11 protein-coding genes are annotated in these 19,071 nt (G+C 46.7%); 5 read left to right on the forward strand and 6 right to left on the reverse strand.

Annotated elements, in window-relative coordinates:
- Positions 1–6: 6 nt before the first annotated feature.
- The 4 genes from QUB16_RS09700 to QUB16_RS09715 all read left to right on the forward strand — a co-directional run bounded on the left by QUB16_RS09700 (position 7) and on the right by QUB16_RS09715 (position 9,578).
- Positions 7–5,151, forward strand: a complete 5,145-nt coding sequence (locus tag QUB16_RS09700) for a CHAT domain-containing protein (RefSeq protein ID WP_333315758.1) — start codon at positions 7–9, stop codon at positions 5,149–5,151.
- 170 nt (positions 5,152–5,321) lie between these two features.
- The gene (locus QUB16_RS09705; RefSeq protein WP_333315759.1) at positions 5,322–5,474 is read left to right on the forward strand and encodes a hypothetical protein; all 153 of its coding nucleotides are present in this window, start codon (positions 5,322–5,324) and stop codon (positions 5,472–5,474) included.
- A gap of 190 nt (positions 5,475–5,664) precedes the next feature.
- Positions 5,665–5,814: a hypothetical protein gene (locus tag QUB16_RS09710; protein ID WP_333315760.1), complete on the forward strand. Its 150-nt coding sequence runs from the start codon at positions 5,665–5,667 to the stop codon at positions 5,812–5,814.
- Positions 5,815–6,551: 737 nt separating this feature from the next.
- Positions 6,552–9,578, forward strand: coding sequence for a PAS domain S-box protein (locus QUB16_RS09715; RefSeq protein WP_333315761.1), 3,027 nt, complete (start codon positions 6,552–6,554; stop codon positions 9,576–9,578).
- Between the two features lie 165 nt (positions 9,579–9,743).
- Here the strand turns inward: QUB16_RS09715 and QUB16_RS09720 are convergent, their stop codons facing one another.
- The 6 genes from QUB16_RS09720 to cobA all read right to left on the reverse strand — a co-directional run bounded on the left by QUB16_RS09720 (position 9,744) and on the right by cobA (position 15,564).
- Positions 9,744–10,322, reverse strand: coding sequence for a Uma2 family endonuclease (locus tag QUB16_RS09720; RefSeq protein WP_333315762.1), 579 nt, complete (start codon positions 10,320–10,322; stop codon positions 9,744–9,746).
- A gap of 87 nt (positions 10,323–10,409) precedes the next feature.
- Positions 10,410–11,582, reverse strand: a complete 1,173-nt coding sequence (locus tag QUB16_RS09725; RefSeq protein WP_333315763.1) for a tetratricopeptide repeat-containing serine protease family protein — start codon at positions 11,580–11,582, stop codon at positions 10,410–10,412.
- 93 nt (positions 11,583–11,675) lie between these two features.
- A complete protein-coding gene (locus tag QUB16_RS09730; protein ID WP_333315764.1) occupies positions 11,676–12,866 on the reverse strand; it encodes a tetratricopeptide repeat-containing serine protease family protein in 1,191 nt (396 codons plus the stop codon).
- A 481-nt stretch (positions 12,867–13,347) separates the two neighbouring features.
- Positions 13,348–13,623, reverse strand: coding sequence for a type II toxin-antitoxin system death-on-curing family toxin (locus QUB16_RS09735; protein ID WP_333315765.1), 276 nt, complete (start codon positions 13,621–13,623; stop codon positions 13,348–13,350).
- Positions 13,610–13,801, reverse strand: coding sequence for a DUF2281 domain-containing protein (locus QUB16_RS09740; protein WP_333315766.1), 192 nt, complete (start codon positions 13,799–13,801; stop codon positions 13,610–13,612). The genes QUB16_RS09735 and QUB16_RS09740 overlap by 14 nt, the downstream gene beginning before the upstream one ends.
- 161 nt (positions 13,802–13,962) lie before the next feature.
- Positions 13,963–15,564, reverse strand: coding sequence for a uroporphyrinogen-III C-methyltransferase (cobA, locus tag QUB16_RS09745; RefSeq protein WP_333315767.1), 1,602 nt, complete (start codon positions 15,562–15,564; stop codon positions 13,963–13,965).
- Positions 15,565–15,754: 190 nt separating this feature from the next.
- Between cobA and QUB16_RS09750 the strand changes: the two genes are divergently transcribed.
- Positions 15,755–18,973 carry a glycosyltransferase gene (locus tag QUB16_RS09750; protein WP_333315768.1) on the forward strand — a complete coding sequence of 1,073 codons (3,219 nt, stop codon included), beginning with the start codon at positions 15,755–15,757 and terminating at the stop codon, positions 18,971–18,973.
- The last annotated feature ends 98 nt before the right edge of the window (positions 18,974–19,071 follow it).

A 19,071-nucleotide genomic window follows, 5' to 3' on the forward strand; every position in this document is an offset into this window, starting at 1 on the left:
AAACTTATGAATGCTCAACGTGCTGTGCGATCGATTCTGGCAGCAATTCCCCTTGCTGGATTTTTGATATTAGATTTTTTCCCCAACCTGGTTTTCCTCAAAGAAAACAGCAACGGATGGGTACTCGTGGCAATTTATCCCCAATCTCAAATTGCTGCGGCACAATCTATTACTCCAGCCCCAGACGGCACCGGAACCGCTGTCACCGCCCCAGGTACAGTGTCGCCTCCTCGCTACGACATTAACGGCGGCACTACCTCCAGAGACGGAGCAAATTTGTTCCACAGTTTTACTCGGTTCGGCCTGAATGCTGGCGAAACTGCCAATTTCATCTCCAACCCCAGCGTTAAAAATATCCTCGGCCGCGTTGTCGGGGGCGACGCTTCCTTAATTAACGGCCTAATTCAAGTTAGCGGCGGCAATTCTAATTTGTTGCTGATGAATCCCGCAGGCATTATCTTCGGAACAAATGCCCGACTCGATGTGTCCGGGTCTTTTTTGGCTACCACCGCTAGCGGTATCGGTTTTGACAACGGCTGGTTCAACGGTACTGGGGCGATCGACTTCGCGGCCCTCGTCGGAACGCCGAATGCTTTTGTTTTTGGCACACAGCCGGCGAGTATTGTCAATGCCGGTAACTTGGCTGTCGGCGCGGAGCAAAATTTGACTTTGCTGGGCGGTACAGTCATCAGTACAGGGCAACTTTCAGCCCCAGGCGGTCAAATTACTGTGGCGGCTGTTCCGGGCAAAAATCTGGTGCGGTTGAGTCAAAACGGACTTTTGCTGAGTTTAGAAGTTTCTCCAGCAGCCGGAGTGTCGGGTTCCGAAGGTGTTCCCTTCTCTCCGCTGAGTTTACCTCGGCTGCTTTCGGGCCCCGGCGTGGCAAACGCTACGGGTATAACTACGAACGCTCAAGGTGAAGTCGTACTGACAGGCGGCCAAACAGTGCCTGGAGGGGCTGGAACTGCGCTGGTAGGGGGTTCTGCGGACGTGTCTGCCAGGGGGGGCGTCGGAGGAAGCGTCAACGTGTTGGGCGACAAGGTAGGGCTGTTTGGAGCGAAGATTGAGGCTTCGGGGCCGGACGGCGGCGGAACGGTGCGGATCGGGGGAGATTACCGAGGCGAGGGAACTGTGCCGAATGCCAGGATGACTTACGTGGATGGCAAAAGTTCGATCGCAGCCAACGCAACTGAATCAGGCAACGGCGGCAGAGTTTTTGTCTGGGCTGACAACACAACAGCATTTTTGGGCAGCATCAGCGCAAATGGCGTTTCTGCAACGGGAACCGCAGGGGTTGGGGGGTTTGTGGAAGTTTCGGGCAAGCAAAGATTGATTTTTAACGGTACTGTTGATACCTCTGGGACAAACGGTTTGGGGACTTTGCTGTTAGATCCTAAAAATATTTTCATTACAGATTCCCCAGAAGCTGCGGGCGATGCGGAAATAATTGCCAACAATAATATTTTGGCAACAGGAACGCCACCAGGACAGGAAAACAATTCTGAGCCTTCGCTGACAATTTCGGCTACAGCTTTGGAAAGGATGTCGGCTACGTCAAATGTGGTTCTCGAAGCGCTCAATGATATTACAATTGCTGATTTGGCGGACAATCAGTTGAGCTTTCAAGCAACTACTGGTTCGGTAACATTGAAAGCAGATGCCGATCGCAATGGTGCGGGTGCTTTTTCGATGAATTCTGGAGATACAATTAGCACGGCTGGCGGTGCGATCGCCCTGGAGGGAAGTCAAATTACTGCGGGCAATTTGTCGAGTAACGGCGGAAATATTAGTTTGATTAGTCCGGGTTCGACTGTTGCCAACAATATTTCTTCATCCAATCCCAGCACCGGCAGCAGCGGGAATATTGCGATCGAAGGCCTGAACGTAACGGCCCAAAAACTTGATGCCAGCGGCCCGGAAGCGGCGGGTAATGTAACTGTGACGGCTCGAAATGTTCTGGGAGTGAGCTTCGTAGCAGGGGGCTCTGGAAACATTACTTTGACTGGTAATGAAATTAATTTCAAAGGCGACAAAAATTCAGTCAGCGGTACTGGCTTTTTGGTACTGCAACCTTGGAGTCCCGGTCAAAATATTGCGATCGGCGGTTCTGGAGATGTCGGCACTAATATTTATTTGAATCTGACGGCAAACGACCTCGGAAGTTTGGAAAATGGGTTTGCTGGAATTACGATCGGCCGCAGCAACGGTATCGGTTCAATTCTGATGGCCAACGATTTCACATTTTACGATCCGCTAATTATTCAATCGCCAGCGGGTTTGGGAACAATCACTACCACAAGTTCCCTGACAGGGGCAGACAATGCCTCAATTACTCTCAAAGCTGACGGCAATATCCGTACCGGAAATATCACTACCAACAATCAGGAAATTCGCATCGTCAGCACCGCAGGCAATGTCACAACCGGTCAGCTAGTTACTGGCACTGCCCGCACCATTAACACTTCTGTCAATTCTTCCGAAGATATACGCAATTCGGCGGGAGATGTTAGTGTTACCGCACAGGGCACGGTGACGGCAGGGCAGATCGACACGAGGGGCGATCGCGCGGGGAATGTGACGCTGACGGGACCCAATGGAGTCACGGCAGGCGCGATCGAAGCTGGCGGCTCGAAAACACCGGGAAATATTACTTTAACCGGCAACGAAATTGACTTGACGGGTGACAAAAATTCGATCGCCAGCAAGGGCAATCTGGTGCTGCAACCGGCAGATCCCAGTCAAAATATTATAATTCAAGGTTCTGGCGATACAGAAGCTCTGAACTTGACTGCTGCTGAATTGAACACTTTTCGCAATGGGTTTGCTTCGATCGCGATCGGACGTTCTGACGGTAGCGGTGCGATCTCGATTGGTTCTCCAGCGCCCAATTCAACGCCGAATTCAACGCCAGTAGCGGTGACATTTCAAGATCCGACGACGATTCAATCGCCGTCGGGCACCGGCGCGATCGTGGGAACGGGTGCGATCGTCGGCACTGATAACGCCACCATCTCTCTGATGGGCGGTACTGTAGCCGTCGGAGACGTTACCTCGACTGCGGGGATTAACATCACTAGCAGTCAAGGCAAGTTGACTGCGGGTACGGTTTCATCTCGCTCAACTTCCGGGGTGGCGGGGCCTATCAATATCCGCAGCGCCGGTGCGGTAGAAACCGGCAACATCGATGCTTTTGGTGCTAGAAGCGGGGGAGATATTTCGATTGCGGCGCCAGGCCAGATCGTTACAGGGGTGATCAACTCGAGTTCGCAATCGGGAAGTGCGGGTTCGAGCCAAATTACCGGCCAGAAAGATGTTGAAGTTGTTTCGATCAAAGCTCGCGGCAATACGGGCGGCGATGTGGCAATCGAGGCTGGGGGAGCGTTTCGGGCTGCGGGAACAGGAACGGCTGCTGAACGCGCCCAGGTCAGCATTTCTACAGACGGGCTGGCTCGATCGGGTTCACAGACGCTGCTGCAAAGCACTTGCCCGTCGGGAACCTGCACGGCGGCGACTGTTGGGACGGGAAGCTCGAAGTCGAACACTGCCACTTCCTCAACTGCGATCGGATCGCTGGCGATCGTGCCGAGTCCGGCACCAACTACCAGCGTGGAACTGAAAACTACAGCCAATTCTCAACAAATTGTGACTCAGGTGAGCATCGGCCCCGCAGCGCCGGTGCCCAAGAGCACTAACGCAAATGTCTCGCCAGAACCTGCTGCTGTCTTTGTTGAGGCTCAGTCGAACCAGACTGCGGCCGGCCCGGTAGTGCTGTCGCCGTCGGTGTTACAAGACAATTTTGCCGCGCCTGCAGCGACAGAAAACCGTAGCGCGGCAACTGCACAGAAGCCGGCGAGTGCGGTAACAGCAGAAAGTATGGGGAATGTGAGGGTTCCTGAGATTTCTCGATCGAGTTCGATCGCGCCCATAAATCCGATCGACGCAGTGCAGCAAAGGGATAGAACTCAGGGCCGGGAATTTGAACGTTACTTTGGGGGCACTGTCACTGAAAAGTCAGTCACGCAGCAAAGTATTCGAGATACTCTCAGCAGCGTCAATCAGTTGACTGGGGTTAAACCCGCCATCCTTTACGTGTGGGCGAAAGAAAAACATTTAGAACTTGTGTTGTTATTGCCAGACGGCAAAAATGTTTTTAAAAGCGTGCCTGCAAGCCGCGAGACAGTCCTGCAAGTTGCTAAAAAATTCACTAATGCTATCAGAAGTCCCAGGAGATTGAATACTGCTGACTACAAGGAACCTGCCGAGGAACTTTACCAGTGGTTAATTGCACCGCTGCAACCGGAATTGGAGGCTAACAAGATTGACACCTTGGTGTTTTCGATGGATGTCGGTTTGCGAACTTTGCCTTTGGCTGCTCTTTACGACGGCAAGCAGTTTTTGGTAGAAAAGTACAGTTTGGGGCTGATTCCGAGTTTGAGTTTAACTGATACTCGCTATGCCGATGTTAAGGGTTCTGAAGTGTTAGCGATGGGTGCGTCGAATTTTCCTGCAAAATACGATCAAAATCCTTTGCCTGCGGTGCCGCTGGAAATATCGACAATTGTGGGCAAGATTTGGCCGGGTTCGTCTTTTCTCAATGAAGCTTTTACTTTGGCAAATTTGAAGCAGAAGCGCAATCAACCGCAATACAAAATTATTCATTTAGCTACTCACGGCGATTTTCAGCCTGGGGGAGCCCAAAATTCTTACATTCAGTTTTGGGATACTAAGTTGCGGTTGGATCAGTTGGATCAGTTGAAGTTATCTAACCCGCAGGTGGAGTTGTTGGTTTTGAGTGCGTGTACTACGGCGGTGGGGGACGAACAAGCTGAGTTGGGGTTTGCAGGGTTGGCGGTGCACGCGGGGGTAAAATCAGCTTTGGCGAGTTTGTGGTATGTCAGCGATGTCGCTACTTTGGGGCTGATGACTGAGTTTTACCAGGAGTTGCGTACAGCGCCGATTAAGGCTGAGGCTTTGCGGCAAGCGCAGTTGGCGATGTTGCGGGGCGAAGCGCGGTTGCAAGATGGTTATTTGGTACGATCGGGCAACAATCAAGCTCTGCCTTTGCCGTCGGAGTTGACTGCCAGGGGCGATCGAAATTTCTCGCATCCTTATTATTGGGCTGCTTTTACCATGATCGGTTCGCCTTGGTAATTCTGAAGTCCGAGAGTGCGATCGGCCAAACTCACTCATGACTAATGGCTCATGACTCATGACTAATACCAAATCCGGGTTACTTACCCCCTTTTTTATGATGGCGAAAAGAAACTCAGCCCGCACCTGCTTGTTCGCCAGCGATCGTTAATGGCTGATGGAATCAGGGTATGGTTAAGCTTCAAAACTGTTTGATATCAGGCAGGACGTTTCGGGCGATCGAGCTCTGGGCGGGCGAGACATGGGCGGACGATCGATATTTGGGCGGGCGATCGATATCTGGGCAGGTGAGGAAAGGAGCTACAATCGTGTTCCTCAGTTAATAGTTCAAACAAAAAGATGAGGCATAGTAGCACATCTAGAACCTTACTTGAGCGACTCCGAACTCAAGCATCGTCCAGAGTTCGGCAACTAACCCGATAGCAGCGCGTCGCTGGCAATTACGTCAGGTTAATTGCCCTCTCCTGGACTATTAAAGAAGCAGCGGTAATCGGAATTAATTATGATTATGAAGTGAGAAATAGTCAAGAGCTACAATCAGCACGGAAAGAGAGCGATTCATCTCAAAAAGCAGCCTCTAAAAAACGTCCCAGCCATGTTTTGCTCAAGGCAGAACAATTAGAAGTAGTGCGTTTAAGTCTCAAAGGAGAATCGCCCGATTGAGGCAGAGGCGAGTCGGCTAAAAATTGCATTATGGATGGCAAAAAAACCGGGAGAGAACAAATCGCAAAACTCGGAGGATGGGAATACCTAAAAAAGTGCGGTAACTCACACTAGAAACCGCGACCTCAACATCGAAAACTGGATAAAATGGAACCCGAAAAATTTCAAACAACTAGACTGCTAGCGCCAGAAATATTGAGCGTATACAAGTCTTTACTAAAAACTTTTAGCCCAGATAAATTATGATAATTCAATCAAAAAGTTTCGATCGCTAACTCTATCGCTACTTGTATCGAGAATCCTACTCCTTTCTATACTTTTTGGTCAGAGGAATATAACCCTATAAATAAGAGTATAGTTGAATTATTAGGTTAGAAACTCACTTTAGGCACAAAGAAGTCCTGCGTGAGCAGAGTTCGAGGACTGGCACGCTGGCACAGCCCCTACAAAATCTGACTTGTTGAGGTAGGGATAATCTCCCTGTGGTTGCCCTTCTTCGTTTCGGGTAACATTAGGAGAACCTTTTTTCAACCCAAGCAGCCGATTTATGAACAAGCACATTTCTTAAAGGGCAAGTCTACTCGTCATTGCGATCGGATGTCTCGTGCTGCTAGGTTGGCAATTTGACATCTCCCTACTCAAAACTGGTTTTCCCGGTAAAACTTCGACGATGAAGCGGGCAATGGCAGAACTAAATCGCTAAGCACTTCAGCACTCATCAATAATGCAGGTTAGGTATGATTACACAATTTTTTGAGACGGCAGGATTCATTCCTCATGGTCACTGCTATCTCTGGCAAACAAACTTAGTAGGATTACATATTTTATCCGATGGTTTAATTGCTTTAGCTTACTACTCCATCCCAATCATGCTAATCTACTTTGTGCGACAGCGCCCAGATATTCCATTTCAGAAAGTATTTTTTCTGTTTTGCGCCTTCATAATTGCCTGTGGTACAACTCATATCATGGAAATTTGGACGCTTTGGTTTCCTACTTATTGGCTTTCGGGAGGACTTAAAGCTATTACTGCTCTGATTTCTATATATACTGCATCTGAGCTAGTCTTGTTAATTCCATCAGCCTTAGCTTTACCTAGTCCAGCTCAACTTATTACGACAAATCAAGCCTTAGAGAAGGAGATCAACGATCGCAAGCGGGCTGAAAACGAACGCAAACAAGTTGAGGTGGCATTACGAAACAGTGAAGAGCAGTTTCGCAATGCGTTTGAAAATGCGTCAATTGGAATGGCGATCGTTTCACTTGATGGGCACTGGGTTAAAGTCAATCCTGCCTTATGTCAGATTATTGGCTACTCCTCAGAAGAGTTGTTATCGTTAACTTTCCAAGACATTACCCATCCTGATGATTTAGACGGGGATATTAGTTATAGAGATAAACTCTTAGCAGGAACCATTTCAACTTACCAACTGGAAAAACGGTATTTCCATAAACAAGGACATATAATTTGGATTCTTCTGGATGGCTCGCTAGTACAAGATGAACAGGGAAAATCACGGCATTTTATTGCTCAAATCCAAGACATCACCCCTCGCAAAGAAGCTCAAAAGACGCTAGAGCTTCAGAGTGTTATTATGAATAACATGGCAGGTGGAGTGTGTTTAATTAAAGCCTCAGATTTCACGATCGTCTACACCAATCCCAAATTTGACGCTATGTTTGGCTACACAAATGGCGAACTCGCAGGTCAACCCGTTGGTGTCTTGAATTATATCGATACAGAGGTAACACCAGACGCAAGTTTTCTAGATATTGTCACTCAAATCAATCAGAACGGAGAAGCCAAATATGAAGTCTACAATAAGAAAAAAGATGGAACTCTCTTTTGGTGCAGAGTTCATACATCCAGGTTTGAGCATCCTGAATACGGAACTGTATATGTTGCCGTTCAGGAGGATGTGACAGAACTCAAACAAGCTGAGCAAGCTTTGCAAGCTACCACAAATCGCCTCAACTTTCTCCTGAACTACAGCCCCGTCGTTATTTTTAGCAGTCAACCTGATGGCGATTATCCAGCAACGTTCATCAGCGAAAATGTCAAAGATGTATTGGGCTATGAAAGCATTACTTTTTTAGAAAATTCTGAATTTTGGGTGCATAACTTACACCCAGATGATTTAGAACGAGTGCTTAATGGCTTAGAGAATCTATTCGTCAATGATTTTTATTTCCATGAATACCGTCTTCGTCGCTCAGATGGCGTTTATCGCTGGATACTCGGTCAACTCAGGCTAATTCGAGATAGTGCAGGTAGACCAGTGGAAATCTTGGGATATTTAATTGACATTAGCGATCGCAAACAAGCCGAGTTGGAACTTCAGCAAGCTAAAGAAGCAGCAGAAACCGCAAACCGAGCCAAAAGTATGTTCCTGTCCAATATGAGCCACGAACTGCGTACTCCTCTCAATGCTATTTTGGGATTTACGCAATTGATGAGTTACGATCCTGTTCTGACTCCCGAACTCCAACAAGATTTGGCGATCGTCAATCGTAGCGGGGAACATTTATTGGAATTGATTAACGACATTTTAGATTTATCCAAAATTGAGAGCGGACAGATGACACTCTCTCTTTCTGACTTTGACCTCAAATTTTTGCTGATTTCTCTTGAAGAAATGTTGCAAATTAAAGCCAAATCGAAAGGATTGAAACTAATTGTCGAGCGAGACCCCCATCTGCCCAATTTTGTGCATAGCGATGAGAAAAAACTGTATCAAGTCTTACTCAATCTGCTCGGTAATGCGATTAAGTTTACTAATCAAGGAAGCGTCACCTTACGACTAAGATCGGAACAGAGCGACCAAACGTCCTGTCGCCTATATTTTGAAATTGAGGATACTGGAGTGGGAATTGCTCCAACAGAAGTTGAGGGCTTATTTAAGGCGTTCGTGCAAGCTGAAGCTGGGAATAAATTGAATCAAGGTACTGGTCTAGGTCTAGCTATCAGCCAAAGATTTGTCCAACTCATGGGTAGTCAGATTCGGGTTCAAAGCACATTGAATCAGGGCAGCATTTTTTACTTTGAACTTGGGGTAAAGTTACCTCAAACAGTCTGCCTTGCTTCAGAATTGCTTAAACAAAGAGTGATTGGTATAGCTCTAGGACAACCAACTTACCGCATCCTTGTGGTTGAAGATGTAGAGGAAAATCGCCGCTTATTGGTCAAACTCCTTACCTCAGTCGGTTTTGAGGTGCGCGAAGCAACACAGGGAGTTGAAGCACTATCGCTGTGGGAAAGTTGGTCCCCACACCTGATTTGGATGGATCTACGAATGCCGATCGTGGATGGCTACACAGCTACCAAACGCATTAGAGAACACTCTCAGGGACAAGAGACTGTCATTATTGCTTTAACTGCCAGTGCTTTTGAAGAAGAGCGAGAGAAAGCTCTTATGGCTGGTTGTGACGACTTTATCAGCAAGCCATTTCAGGAACGGATAGTCTTTGACAAACTCGCTCAACACTTGGGAGTAGAGTACATCTACAAAGTTGTAGGAAAAGATTCCCAAAAACTATTGGTTGATTCTTTATCTCCAGAAGATTTAGCCGTGATGTCCTCTCAGTGGTTAGAACAAATGTATCAAGCTGCCTACTATGTTGATCCTGAAGTCATGAACGAGCTAATCAAACAAATTCCCCCATCTAAATCAACCCTTTCCAGTTCGCTAATTGATTCTCTCAATAACTTTAAGTATGACCAAATTATGGATTTAATTCGACCTCTGCTCCCGAATCCAGTTTAGTTATCGAGTTTAAGGACAAAGAAGCTATAGTGCTGTAAGGAGTGGCTATATCTCGAATAATTCCCAATCTCTTTACCCGCTTGGTTTGCTGCGGGTACATTAAAGGCTCCGCAGCCGTAAACCAACGCTTAAATAAGGGTTTCAACGGTTCATCAGTGAATTCTGCTAATTCCAAATTTTTTGCAAATTGAGAACAAATCCCGGTAAAACATTTTCCCCAGAAAGGGTGAGAGGAGATTGTAAAACTTCCACATCTTGACCGGGGCGATAAATTTCAACTTCGCGTTTTTTGCGGTTAATCAGCCAACCCAAACGGCAGCCATTTTCCATATACTCTTGCATTTTTTCCTGAGTCTTTTTCAAACTGTCGCTGGGCGAGACTAATTCAAGGACAAAATCGGGACAAAGCGGGATGAATTTTTCTCTTTGTTGAGGTGTCAAAGCTGACCAGCGGGATTTTTCTACCCAAGACGCATCGGGAGAGCGATCGGCTTTATTAGGCAGAGTAAATCCTGTTGAGGAATCAAAGGCTTCACCGAGTTCGGTTTGTTCGTTCCACGTCCAGAGTTGAGCGCCTGCTGTTAAGTTGCGTTTCCCTGTTTCTCCTCCGGTTGGCGGCATGACAATTAATTCTCCGTTGGCGTTGCGTTCGAGTTTCAAATCGGGGTTTTCTTCGCACAGTTGATAAAACTGTTCTGAAGTTAGTTTGATGAAGGAATTGAGGTTTAAGGTGATAGCAGTCATTGTTATTTACCTGCTGTTTTTATGAACTTGATTAAGAATTAAAAATGGGATTAGTCATTTTTAATTCTTAATTCTTAACTTCTAATTTTACTGCAATTGCTTGATTCTGTTGAGCGCGTCTTGATAGGCGCTGGTTCTTCCGCCTTGTTTGTAAAGTTCTGCCGCTTTTTGAAAGTCGGCAATTGCCTTCGGTTTGTTTTTTTGATCTAGGTAGGCTAGAGCCCTGTTGTAGTAGGCATCAGCAAAGCCGGGATTGGCTTCGATCGCCCGCCTGTATGCTGGAATCGGGTTAGTGCGTGTATCGGGAGTGCTGGCGATGGTGATGGCATTACCAATATTGAAATGCAATTCCGGGGTGTTGTTGGGATTGAAAGAGAGTGCTTTGTTGAAATCCTCGATCGCCTCGAAAGTAGATCCCTCATCTAAGTGCACCAGTCCTCGAAAATAAAAGGCCTCAGCGTCTTTTGGGTTGAGGGTGGATAGGGGAACTGCGGTGGGGGGAGAATTGTCTACTTTCAAATCGGATTTGTTCATTCCCGCCGCCGCCAGTTTCGCCATAAAAGTATTGATCGGAACTGCTGCATTAAATCCCGTTTTAATCGGGGCGACTTCGCCGGAACTCGTTTGAGCAAAACCGAATTCCCCTTGTCCGTGTAAACCGATGACTCGGCCTTCGGAGTCAAAAACTGGGCCGCCGCTCATGCCGCTCCAAGTTACGGCCTGATACCGCAAAGTGTAACCTTCCGGGCGGTTGCCGGGGCGGCTGGTAACGAGTCCGGGAGAGAGTTCTGGTTCTCGTTGGGCGCCAAAAAGTCCGCCCGTAGCGGGATAGCCGTAAACGAAGATTTGAGTGCCGATGACGGCTGTGTCGGAATCTGCGATCGTCGCGACTGGATATTCTTCGGGGCTTTCAAATTTGACTACGGCTAAATCCGCCTCTGTTTCGGCTGTTTGCAGCCCGGTGACAGAGGTTGCTTGATAGTTTTTGCCTGTGGAGGTGCGAACTGTGTATTTGAGATCGGGTTTTTCGACGACGTGGTTGACTGTTAAAACTGTGTAAGTTTTGCCCTTTTTGGCAATAATTACGCCAGAACCGTCTCCTAGGGAACTGTTAATTTGTACTGTCAGCGGCCCGGCAATGCTGGCGACTTCTTGGGGGGTTTTGGCGATCGCGGGCTGACTGATGATTATGGTTAGGGCAGCCGTAGTCCCTGCTAGCAAGGTGGTTAAGGTGTCGAAACGGGAAAAATTTACGTTCATGGTAGTTGCTGATTATATTAATTACCCTAGTTGGAAATTCAAACATCAAAATGAATAGCTTCATTTTGATGTTTGAACTCTTAAAGGGTAAGTTTATTGCAACTGTTGGAGTCTGTTAATTGCGTCTTGATAGGCGCTGGTTCGGCCGCCTTGCTTGTAAAGTTCTGCTGCTTTTTGAAAGTCGGCAATTGCTTTCGGTTGGTCTTGGTTGTCCAGGTAAGCTAAAGCTCGGTTGTAGTAAGCGTCGGCAAAACCGGGATTGGCTTCGATCGCCAGCGTGTATGCTTGAATAGCATTGGAACCGCGAGTGGGACCGAGTAGGGGCGCGCTGGCGGTCATGAAAGTGCGGGCATTACCGATATTAAAATACAATTCAGGGGTATATTTGGGCTTGAAAGCGAGTGCTCTGTTGAAATCGGCGATCGCCTCCCAAGCATCTCCTTGATCTAACAGCGAAAGTCCTCGAAAATAATAGGCTTGGGCGTCTTGCGGATTGGCGGTGGATACGGGGCCGGTCGTTGCGGGAGTATTGTCTACTTTCAACTCGGATTTGTTGATTCCCGCCGCCACTAGCTTCGCGATAAATGTATTGATGGGAACTGCTGCATTAAATCCGGTTTTAATCGGGGCGACTTCGCCGGAACTCGTTTGCGCGAAACCGAATTCCCCTTGTCCGTGTAAACCGATAACTCGGCCTTCGGAGTCAAAAACTGGGCCGCCACTCATGCCACTCCAGGTTACGGCCTGATACCGCAAAGTGTAACCTTCCGGGCGGTTGCTGGGGCGGCTGGTAACGAGTCCCGGAGAGAGCTCTGGTTCTCGTTGGGCGCCGAAAAGTCCGCCCGTAGCGGGATAGCCGTAAACGAAGATTTGACTGCCGATGACGGCTTGATCGGAATCTGCGATCGTCGCGACTGGATATTCTTCGGGGCTTTCAAATTTGACTACGGCTAAATCCGGGTCAGTTTCGGCGGTTTGCAAACGGGTGACGGAGGTTGCTTGATAGTTTTTGCCTTGAGACGTGCGAACGGTGTATTTCACGTCTGCTTTTTCTACGACGTGATTGACTGTTAAAACTGTGTAAGTTTTGCCGTTTTTGGCAATAATTACGCCAGAACCGTCTCCGAGGGAACTATTAATTTGTACTGTCAGCGGCCCGGCAATGCTGGCGACTTCTTGGGGGGTTTTGGCGATCGCGGGCTGACTGATGACTATGGTTAAGGCTGCGGTAGTTCCTGCTAGCAGGGTGGTTAAGGTGTCGTAACGAGAAAAATTTATATTCATGGCGATTGCTAATTTGTAGCTGGGTAGCGGGATTTGGTGGAGGAAGGGCGATCGGCGGTTTGTGCTTTTTTCTGTTTAGTTTTATTACTGATTTGACGCAAAGGATCTCGGCTTTGTTCTTTAGTGATAATTTTACTCGCTTTTTTGTTCCGCGATTCGCTATTTCAATGTAGCGTGAGTACGCCGCACCTTACTTAACCTCAATGAATGCGGTCCCACTTACTTATTAAAACTAAACAATACATGAGTCGAACTCCGTGCTTAATTCTTCCTTAGTCATCGTTCCCCGTGCGACTCGCATGACTAAATCATATGCTCGATCGTCGGTCAAATTCAGAGCGCAACCATTTAAGCTGACATCTTGCAGCAATATCAATAAGAGGATTTTTCGTGGGGTCGGGCGGGTTTATAGAACCTATTTGCAAGCTTTAAGGCTGTTGGCGAACCCGCCCCTACGGCTAATTGAGAATGGTGCAAGATCTCAGTTTAAACGCAAAAAGGTATCTGTCACTGCAAAAGCCGTTCGTTTATTGCCGTCAATAAAGGGATGATTCATCGCTATGTGATAGAGATAGGCGGCAGCTTGTTCGCTAATCGTTGGATGCAAAAATTGACCGCCAAAAGTTGCTTGCGGTTGAGCCAAAGCCGAGTCCAACAAGCCTTCATCTCTGACGCCGGGAGTGCCACCAAAGCTTGAAATTTGGTCGTCATGAAGTTCTAGCACTTCATCTAAAGATAGAAATTTAGGAGTTGGCAAGGCGACGGTAAACCTCCTCTCGTTCTTTTTTAGATGCTAGGTAAGCCTTCCAAACATCACTTTTTTCTGATTTTACAGGCTGTTTTGCCTTCAGGGCTAGTACAAACTCAAGCACTTCTTTCAACATAGGTTCTGGTACTTGGTCTAGTTCTTGAAGAAGTTGGTCTTTTGCGGTCATATTTCCTCCTAGTTATTTTACAACTATTTTATCCTAATTCATCAAAGTTTTGCAACCGAGAGATTGTAAGCGAGCATCTGTAGGGACACGGCAGTGTCGTGTCCTTACCCGGATTTTTTAAAGTGGTATTATAACCATTTTACAACCTACAGATTAGATAATTAACGACTGTTATATCTTTGATATTCTGTAACCCATTCAACGATCGCCTCAGTCAATCCATCTAAGGTATATTCCTTAGCTTCCACATCTAACTTACCCAATAAATTTTGGCAGCTTTTAGAAGTTTCTGGCCCGATGGATGCGATGCAAACGCTTTCTAACCAATCCTTAGACAGGGACAATTCCGGGCTTTGTTCTAGGAGGTGACAAAAGTTATGCACAGTTTTGGAACTGGCAAATGTTATGATATTTACGGCTTGATTTTGGAGTGCGGATAGGGCGATCGGAGCGATTGTTTCGGGACAGCAAGATTGGTAAGCTGGCACTTCTATTACTTGCGCTCCTTTGGCGGTTAATTCTTTAACTAAAACTTCTCTGCCGCCGCTTTCTACTCTGGGAAATAGAATCTTGCAGTTTGTAGGGGCGGTGCCCCCGTGCCCGCCCTGCCAGGGGAAGTTCTCGACTAGGGAATCGGCGACAAAGTTGGGGGGAATAAAGTCTGGTTGTAGAGAGTGCGATCGCAAACTTTCGGCTGTTTTTTTCCCGACAACTGCGATTTTAATGCCAAACAAGCTGCGGGCGTCTTTGCCTTTTGCTTGTAATCGTTGAAAAAAGCAGTCTACAGCGTTATGGGAAGTGAGAATTAACCAGTGAAAGCTTGACAATTGTGCGATCGCACTGTCTAATGGTTCCCAAGTGGACGGTGGCCCAATTACCAAGGCGGGCATTTCGATCACGCGGGCTCCTTGTTGCTGGAGTCGATCGCTAAATTCAGCAGACTGAGAAACCGATCGCGTGACTAAAATGGTTTTTCCTGCTAATGGCAATTTGCTGTTATTAATGGTGACAGGTGTATCGATCATATTTGTGCTTTCGGGCTGGATTAAATATTCGCGCAATCTGACTACTTCCCCAATTACGATCACGCAAGGCGACAGAGATTGACCTGCTGTTTGGTGTACAATGTTGGAGAGAGTACCGAGCCAAATTTGCTGTTCGGGGCGGCCGCAATCTCGGATAATGGCGATCGGATTTTCGGGCGATCGTCCGTGCTTTTGCAATTGCCAAATTATCTCGCTTAAATTGCGCCCTCCCATCAATATTACCAAAGTTTCTATCTGCACTAATGCTTCCCATTCCAAAGCATCGGGTTCATGGGCGCTCATCACTGCAAAACAGCGGCTCATTACCGGATCTGTGAGGGGAATTCCTGCTAGTAAAGGTGCGGCTAAGGCGGAGGAAATTCCGGGTATTACTTCAAACTCGCAGCCCGCTGTGATTAATGCTTGAATTTCGGAACTGGAACGACCAAAAATAAACGGATCGCCGCTTTTTAAGCGGATCACTTGTTTTCCTAGTTGGCAATTTTCGACCAGCAAACGGTTAATTTCTTGCTGCTGGGTGGAAGGTTTGCCGCCGCGTTTACCAACTTCGATTTTTCGACAAGTTGCTGGGATTAATTCGAGTTGCGGGATGTCGATGAGAGCATCGTAGATTAAGACTTCGGCTTGGGATAGCAGTTTGTGCGATCGCACCGTCATCAAGTTACAATCTCCGGGCCCCGCACCGACTAGATAAACTTTCCCTTTGTGGTTTTTCACAATTCCTCCTCGATCGTCTCGATAGTATAGTTTTATGAATATTGCGGTGCTTCGGCGCACCCTACTCTACCCTATAATTTAATCAGACTTTTCAAGCAGCCTGTAGGGGCGGGTTCACCCCTTCCCCTCAACGGTGCAAACAGGTTAAATAAACCCGCCCCCACCCAACGAGATGCACCCGTTACTATTTATGCAGATTATCATCATCACGGCGGCCGATGCAAATTACTTTGAATTGGTGCAAGGTACTATTTTATCGGTGCGGGAACAACCAGAGGGTGAAAATGTGGCGATCGGCTTTTTCGATCTCGGCTGCACTCCCGAACAGTTGCAGTGGTTAAAAACACAAGTTAATATTATTCAAAAGCCCGATTGGGACTTTGACTTTCCTGGCCAAAATGAAGCCCCTCACTATCTCAAAGGACTTTTAGCGCGTCCGTTTCTCCGTCGATATTTTCCCAATTTTGACATCTACCTTTGGATAGATGCCGATGCTTGGGTGCAAGATTGGCAAGCTGTTGAACTGTTAGTTAAAGGCGCGGCTAAACGCGGTTTAGGAGTTGTTGCAGAACTCGACCGGGGTTATTATTTAGCTTACGGCAAACTGCCTTGGTACTGGCAATTTGTTTACCGCGATTATCAGGCCGCTTTTGGCGAAGAAGTAGCCGAACGGTTGCACAGCTATCCAACCATAAATGCAGGTATTTTCGCGCTGCAAAAAGACGCCCCCCATTGGGAAATTTGGGCAGAATATCTGGAGCAAGGATTGCAGCAGCACGTTTCTTTAATGACCGACCAAATAGCTTTAAATCGGTTAGTTTACGGCACTGAAATGTTTGACAAAACAGAGATGCTGCCGGCTCGGTGCAACTGGAGCTGCAACTTTGGTTTGCCCGTTTGGGACAAGCAGCGAGGCTGTTTTGTGGAGCCGTATTTGCCACAGGAGGCGATCGGCATTCTGCACATGACTGGTCACAAACACGACTTGGTAAACTTAGCAACAACGGACGGAAATCAAATAGAAATTAGTCTCCGTTACCAACCGAAAAAAAAGCCCAACTCTCCTAATTTAATACCAAAAAAAATGACATTACCGCCGTTATCTGAAATTACAAACAATACTTTGCTGCCCGCCGGAGATTATGTCTCGCCCGGATTGAAAGTTGTTCTCCCAGATGCGTACTTTCCCAACATGATTATTGGGGATACTCAGACTTGTCCGTGGCCTTATTTGCGCCGGGAAATCAAGCACAATTGGTATGTCGATCGCCGTGCTAATTCAGTCGGATTTCTCAGTCGCGACGAAGCACATATTCTTTACAATACTGCTCTGCAATTCAAAGGGAAAAAAGCATTAGAAATAGGCTGTTGGCTAGGGTGGTCTGCCTGTCACTTAGCCCTGGCAGGAGTTGCGTTAGATGTCGTAGATCCGTTGTTAGAAAGAGAGGACATTAGACAAAGCGTAATAGACTCAATTCAAGGTGCTCTAAATGCGTCGGGCGTTCAAACATCAGTCGAGCTAATACCAGGCTACAGCCCCCAAAGAGTCGAAGAATTTTCCGCTCAATTCAACCGCAAATGGTCGTTAATTTTTATTGACGGAGAACACGGAGGTGATGGCCCGTTCAATGATGCCATTGCGTGTGAAAAATTGGCTGAGGAAGATGCAATAATTTTATTTCACGACTTAACAGCGCCCGATGTTGGTAAAGGTTTAGATTACTTGAAGCAAAGGGGATGGCAAACGGTAGTATATCAAACAATGCAAATTATGGGGGCTGCTTGGCGGGGCAAGGTCGAGCCAGTAAAACATCAACCAGACCCCAATATTTCCTGGCAGTTGCCAGCACATTTGCACGGTTACAATATTAGCAGTTTAGAGGCCATTAATTCTCAAACAGCCACCCAAACTAATCAAAACCAACAGTCATCTTATACAAGAGATTTTTACCAATTAATCGGAGAAGGAACTCGCACTTCTGCTAGAGAAATTATTCCCCTGCTGTTAGACTTGCTGCCACCGATTTTACCTAAAAGTGTGGTGGATGTGGGCTGCGGTACGGGAAGTTGGTTAGCTGCGTTTCACAAGTTGGGAATTGCTGATTGTTTGGGAATAGATGGCGATTATGTCGATCGCACTATTTTACAAATTCCTTTAAATCAGTTCCAATCCGCCGATTTAAAGCAACCGCTGCAAATAAACAGAAAGTTTGACTTAGCAATTTCTCTGGAAGTTGCCGAACATTTGCCGGCTACCTGTGCCGAAAATTTTGTTAATTCTCTCACTCAACTAGCACCGGTGATTCTGTTTTCGGCTGCGATACCATTTCAAGGAGGCGTCGAACACGTTAACGAACAGTGGCCACAATATTGGGTTTATTACTTTCAGAAAAACGGCTATGCAGTTATTGACGGGTTGAGAAAAAAAATATGGAACAATGACAAAGTAGAGCCTTGGTACGCTCAGAATATCTTGATTTTTGTTAAACAAGAATACTTGCCGGGATATCCGAGGTTAGTAAATGAATATCAAAATACCGATCTGAATCAATTAGCGATCGTCCATCCCAAAATTTATTTTTACAGCTTGCAAACTGCTAGAAAATCGGCACCGAATTTACAATCAGAAAGTGTCAAAAAAGTTGCACCCTCGCCACAATTGGGAGATGGATCTTTGGTATCTGTGATTATTCCCTGCTACAATCAATCTCATTTTTTGCTGCAAGCAGTAACTAGCGTGATTAACCAAACTTACAAAAATTGGGAAATTATCATTGTCAACGACGGCAGCTTAGATACTACCAGCACAGTTGCCAAAAATTTAATAGTAGCCAATTCTCAATATCAAATTAGGCTTGTAGAACAAACAAATCAAGGGCTTTCAAATGCTAGAAATGCGGGCATAGCCGCCGCAAAAGGTGAATACATTATGCCTTTAGATGCCGATGATATCCTAGCTGAAAACGCCTTGACTGACCTTTTAGAAATATGTTTAAAATCAAATGTACCTTGCGTAGCATTTGGTTCTTATCAAATGTTTGGCACTGAAAATCGCATAGTACCCAGTTACGAGTTGTATTCTCCCGAAAATATCAAGCAATCTAACATGATTCACCCGTCTTCACTCTATCACAAATCTATTTTGGATTTGGTCAGGGGGTACAAAGTGGGGATGAAGGAAGGTTACGAAGATTGGGAGTTTTGGGTTAACTGCCACAAGCACAATATTCCATTTTTGGGAACGAGAGAAGTAGTTGTCAATTATCGGCGTTCCCAGGGTTCTATGTTGGCAAAAGCTCAGCAATATCATCAAAAGTTGGTAGCACAAATTGTTTGTTACAACCGGGAACTTTACGATATGGAAAGCGTGAATAATGCTGAAAAGCTATTGGAACTAATCGCAAGTTAATCTTGATATCATGTCCGGTCGATTACCCTGATTCCTGTAGGGGCGGGTTCACCAATAATATTTGCCAAAAACGGACAATCTCACAAACCCGCCCCGGC

It is taken from the genome of Microcoleus sp. D3_18a_C4 (genome assembly GCF_036702415.1).
Taxonomy (GTDB): Bacteria; Cyanobacteriota; Cyanobacteriia; order Cyanobacteriales; family Microcoleaceae; genus Microcoleus.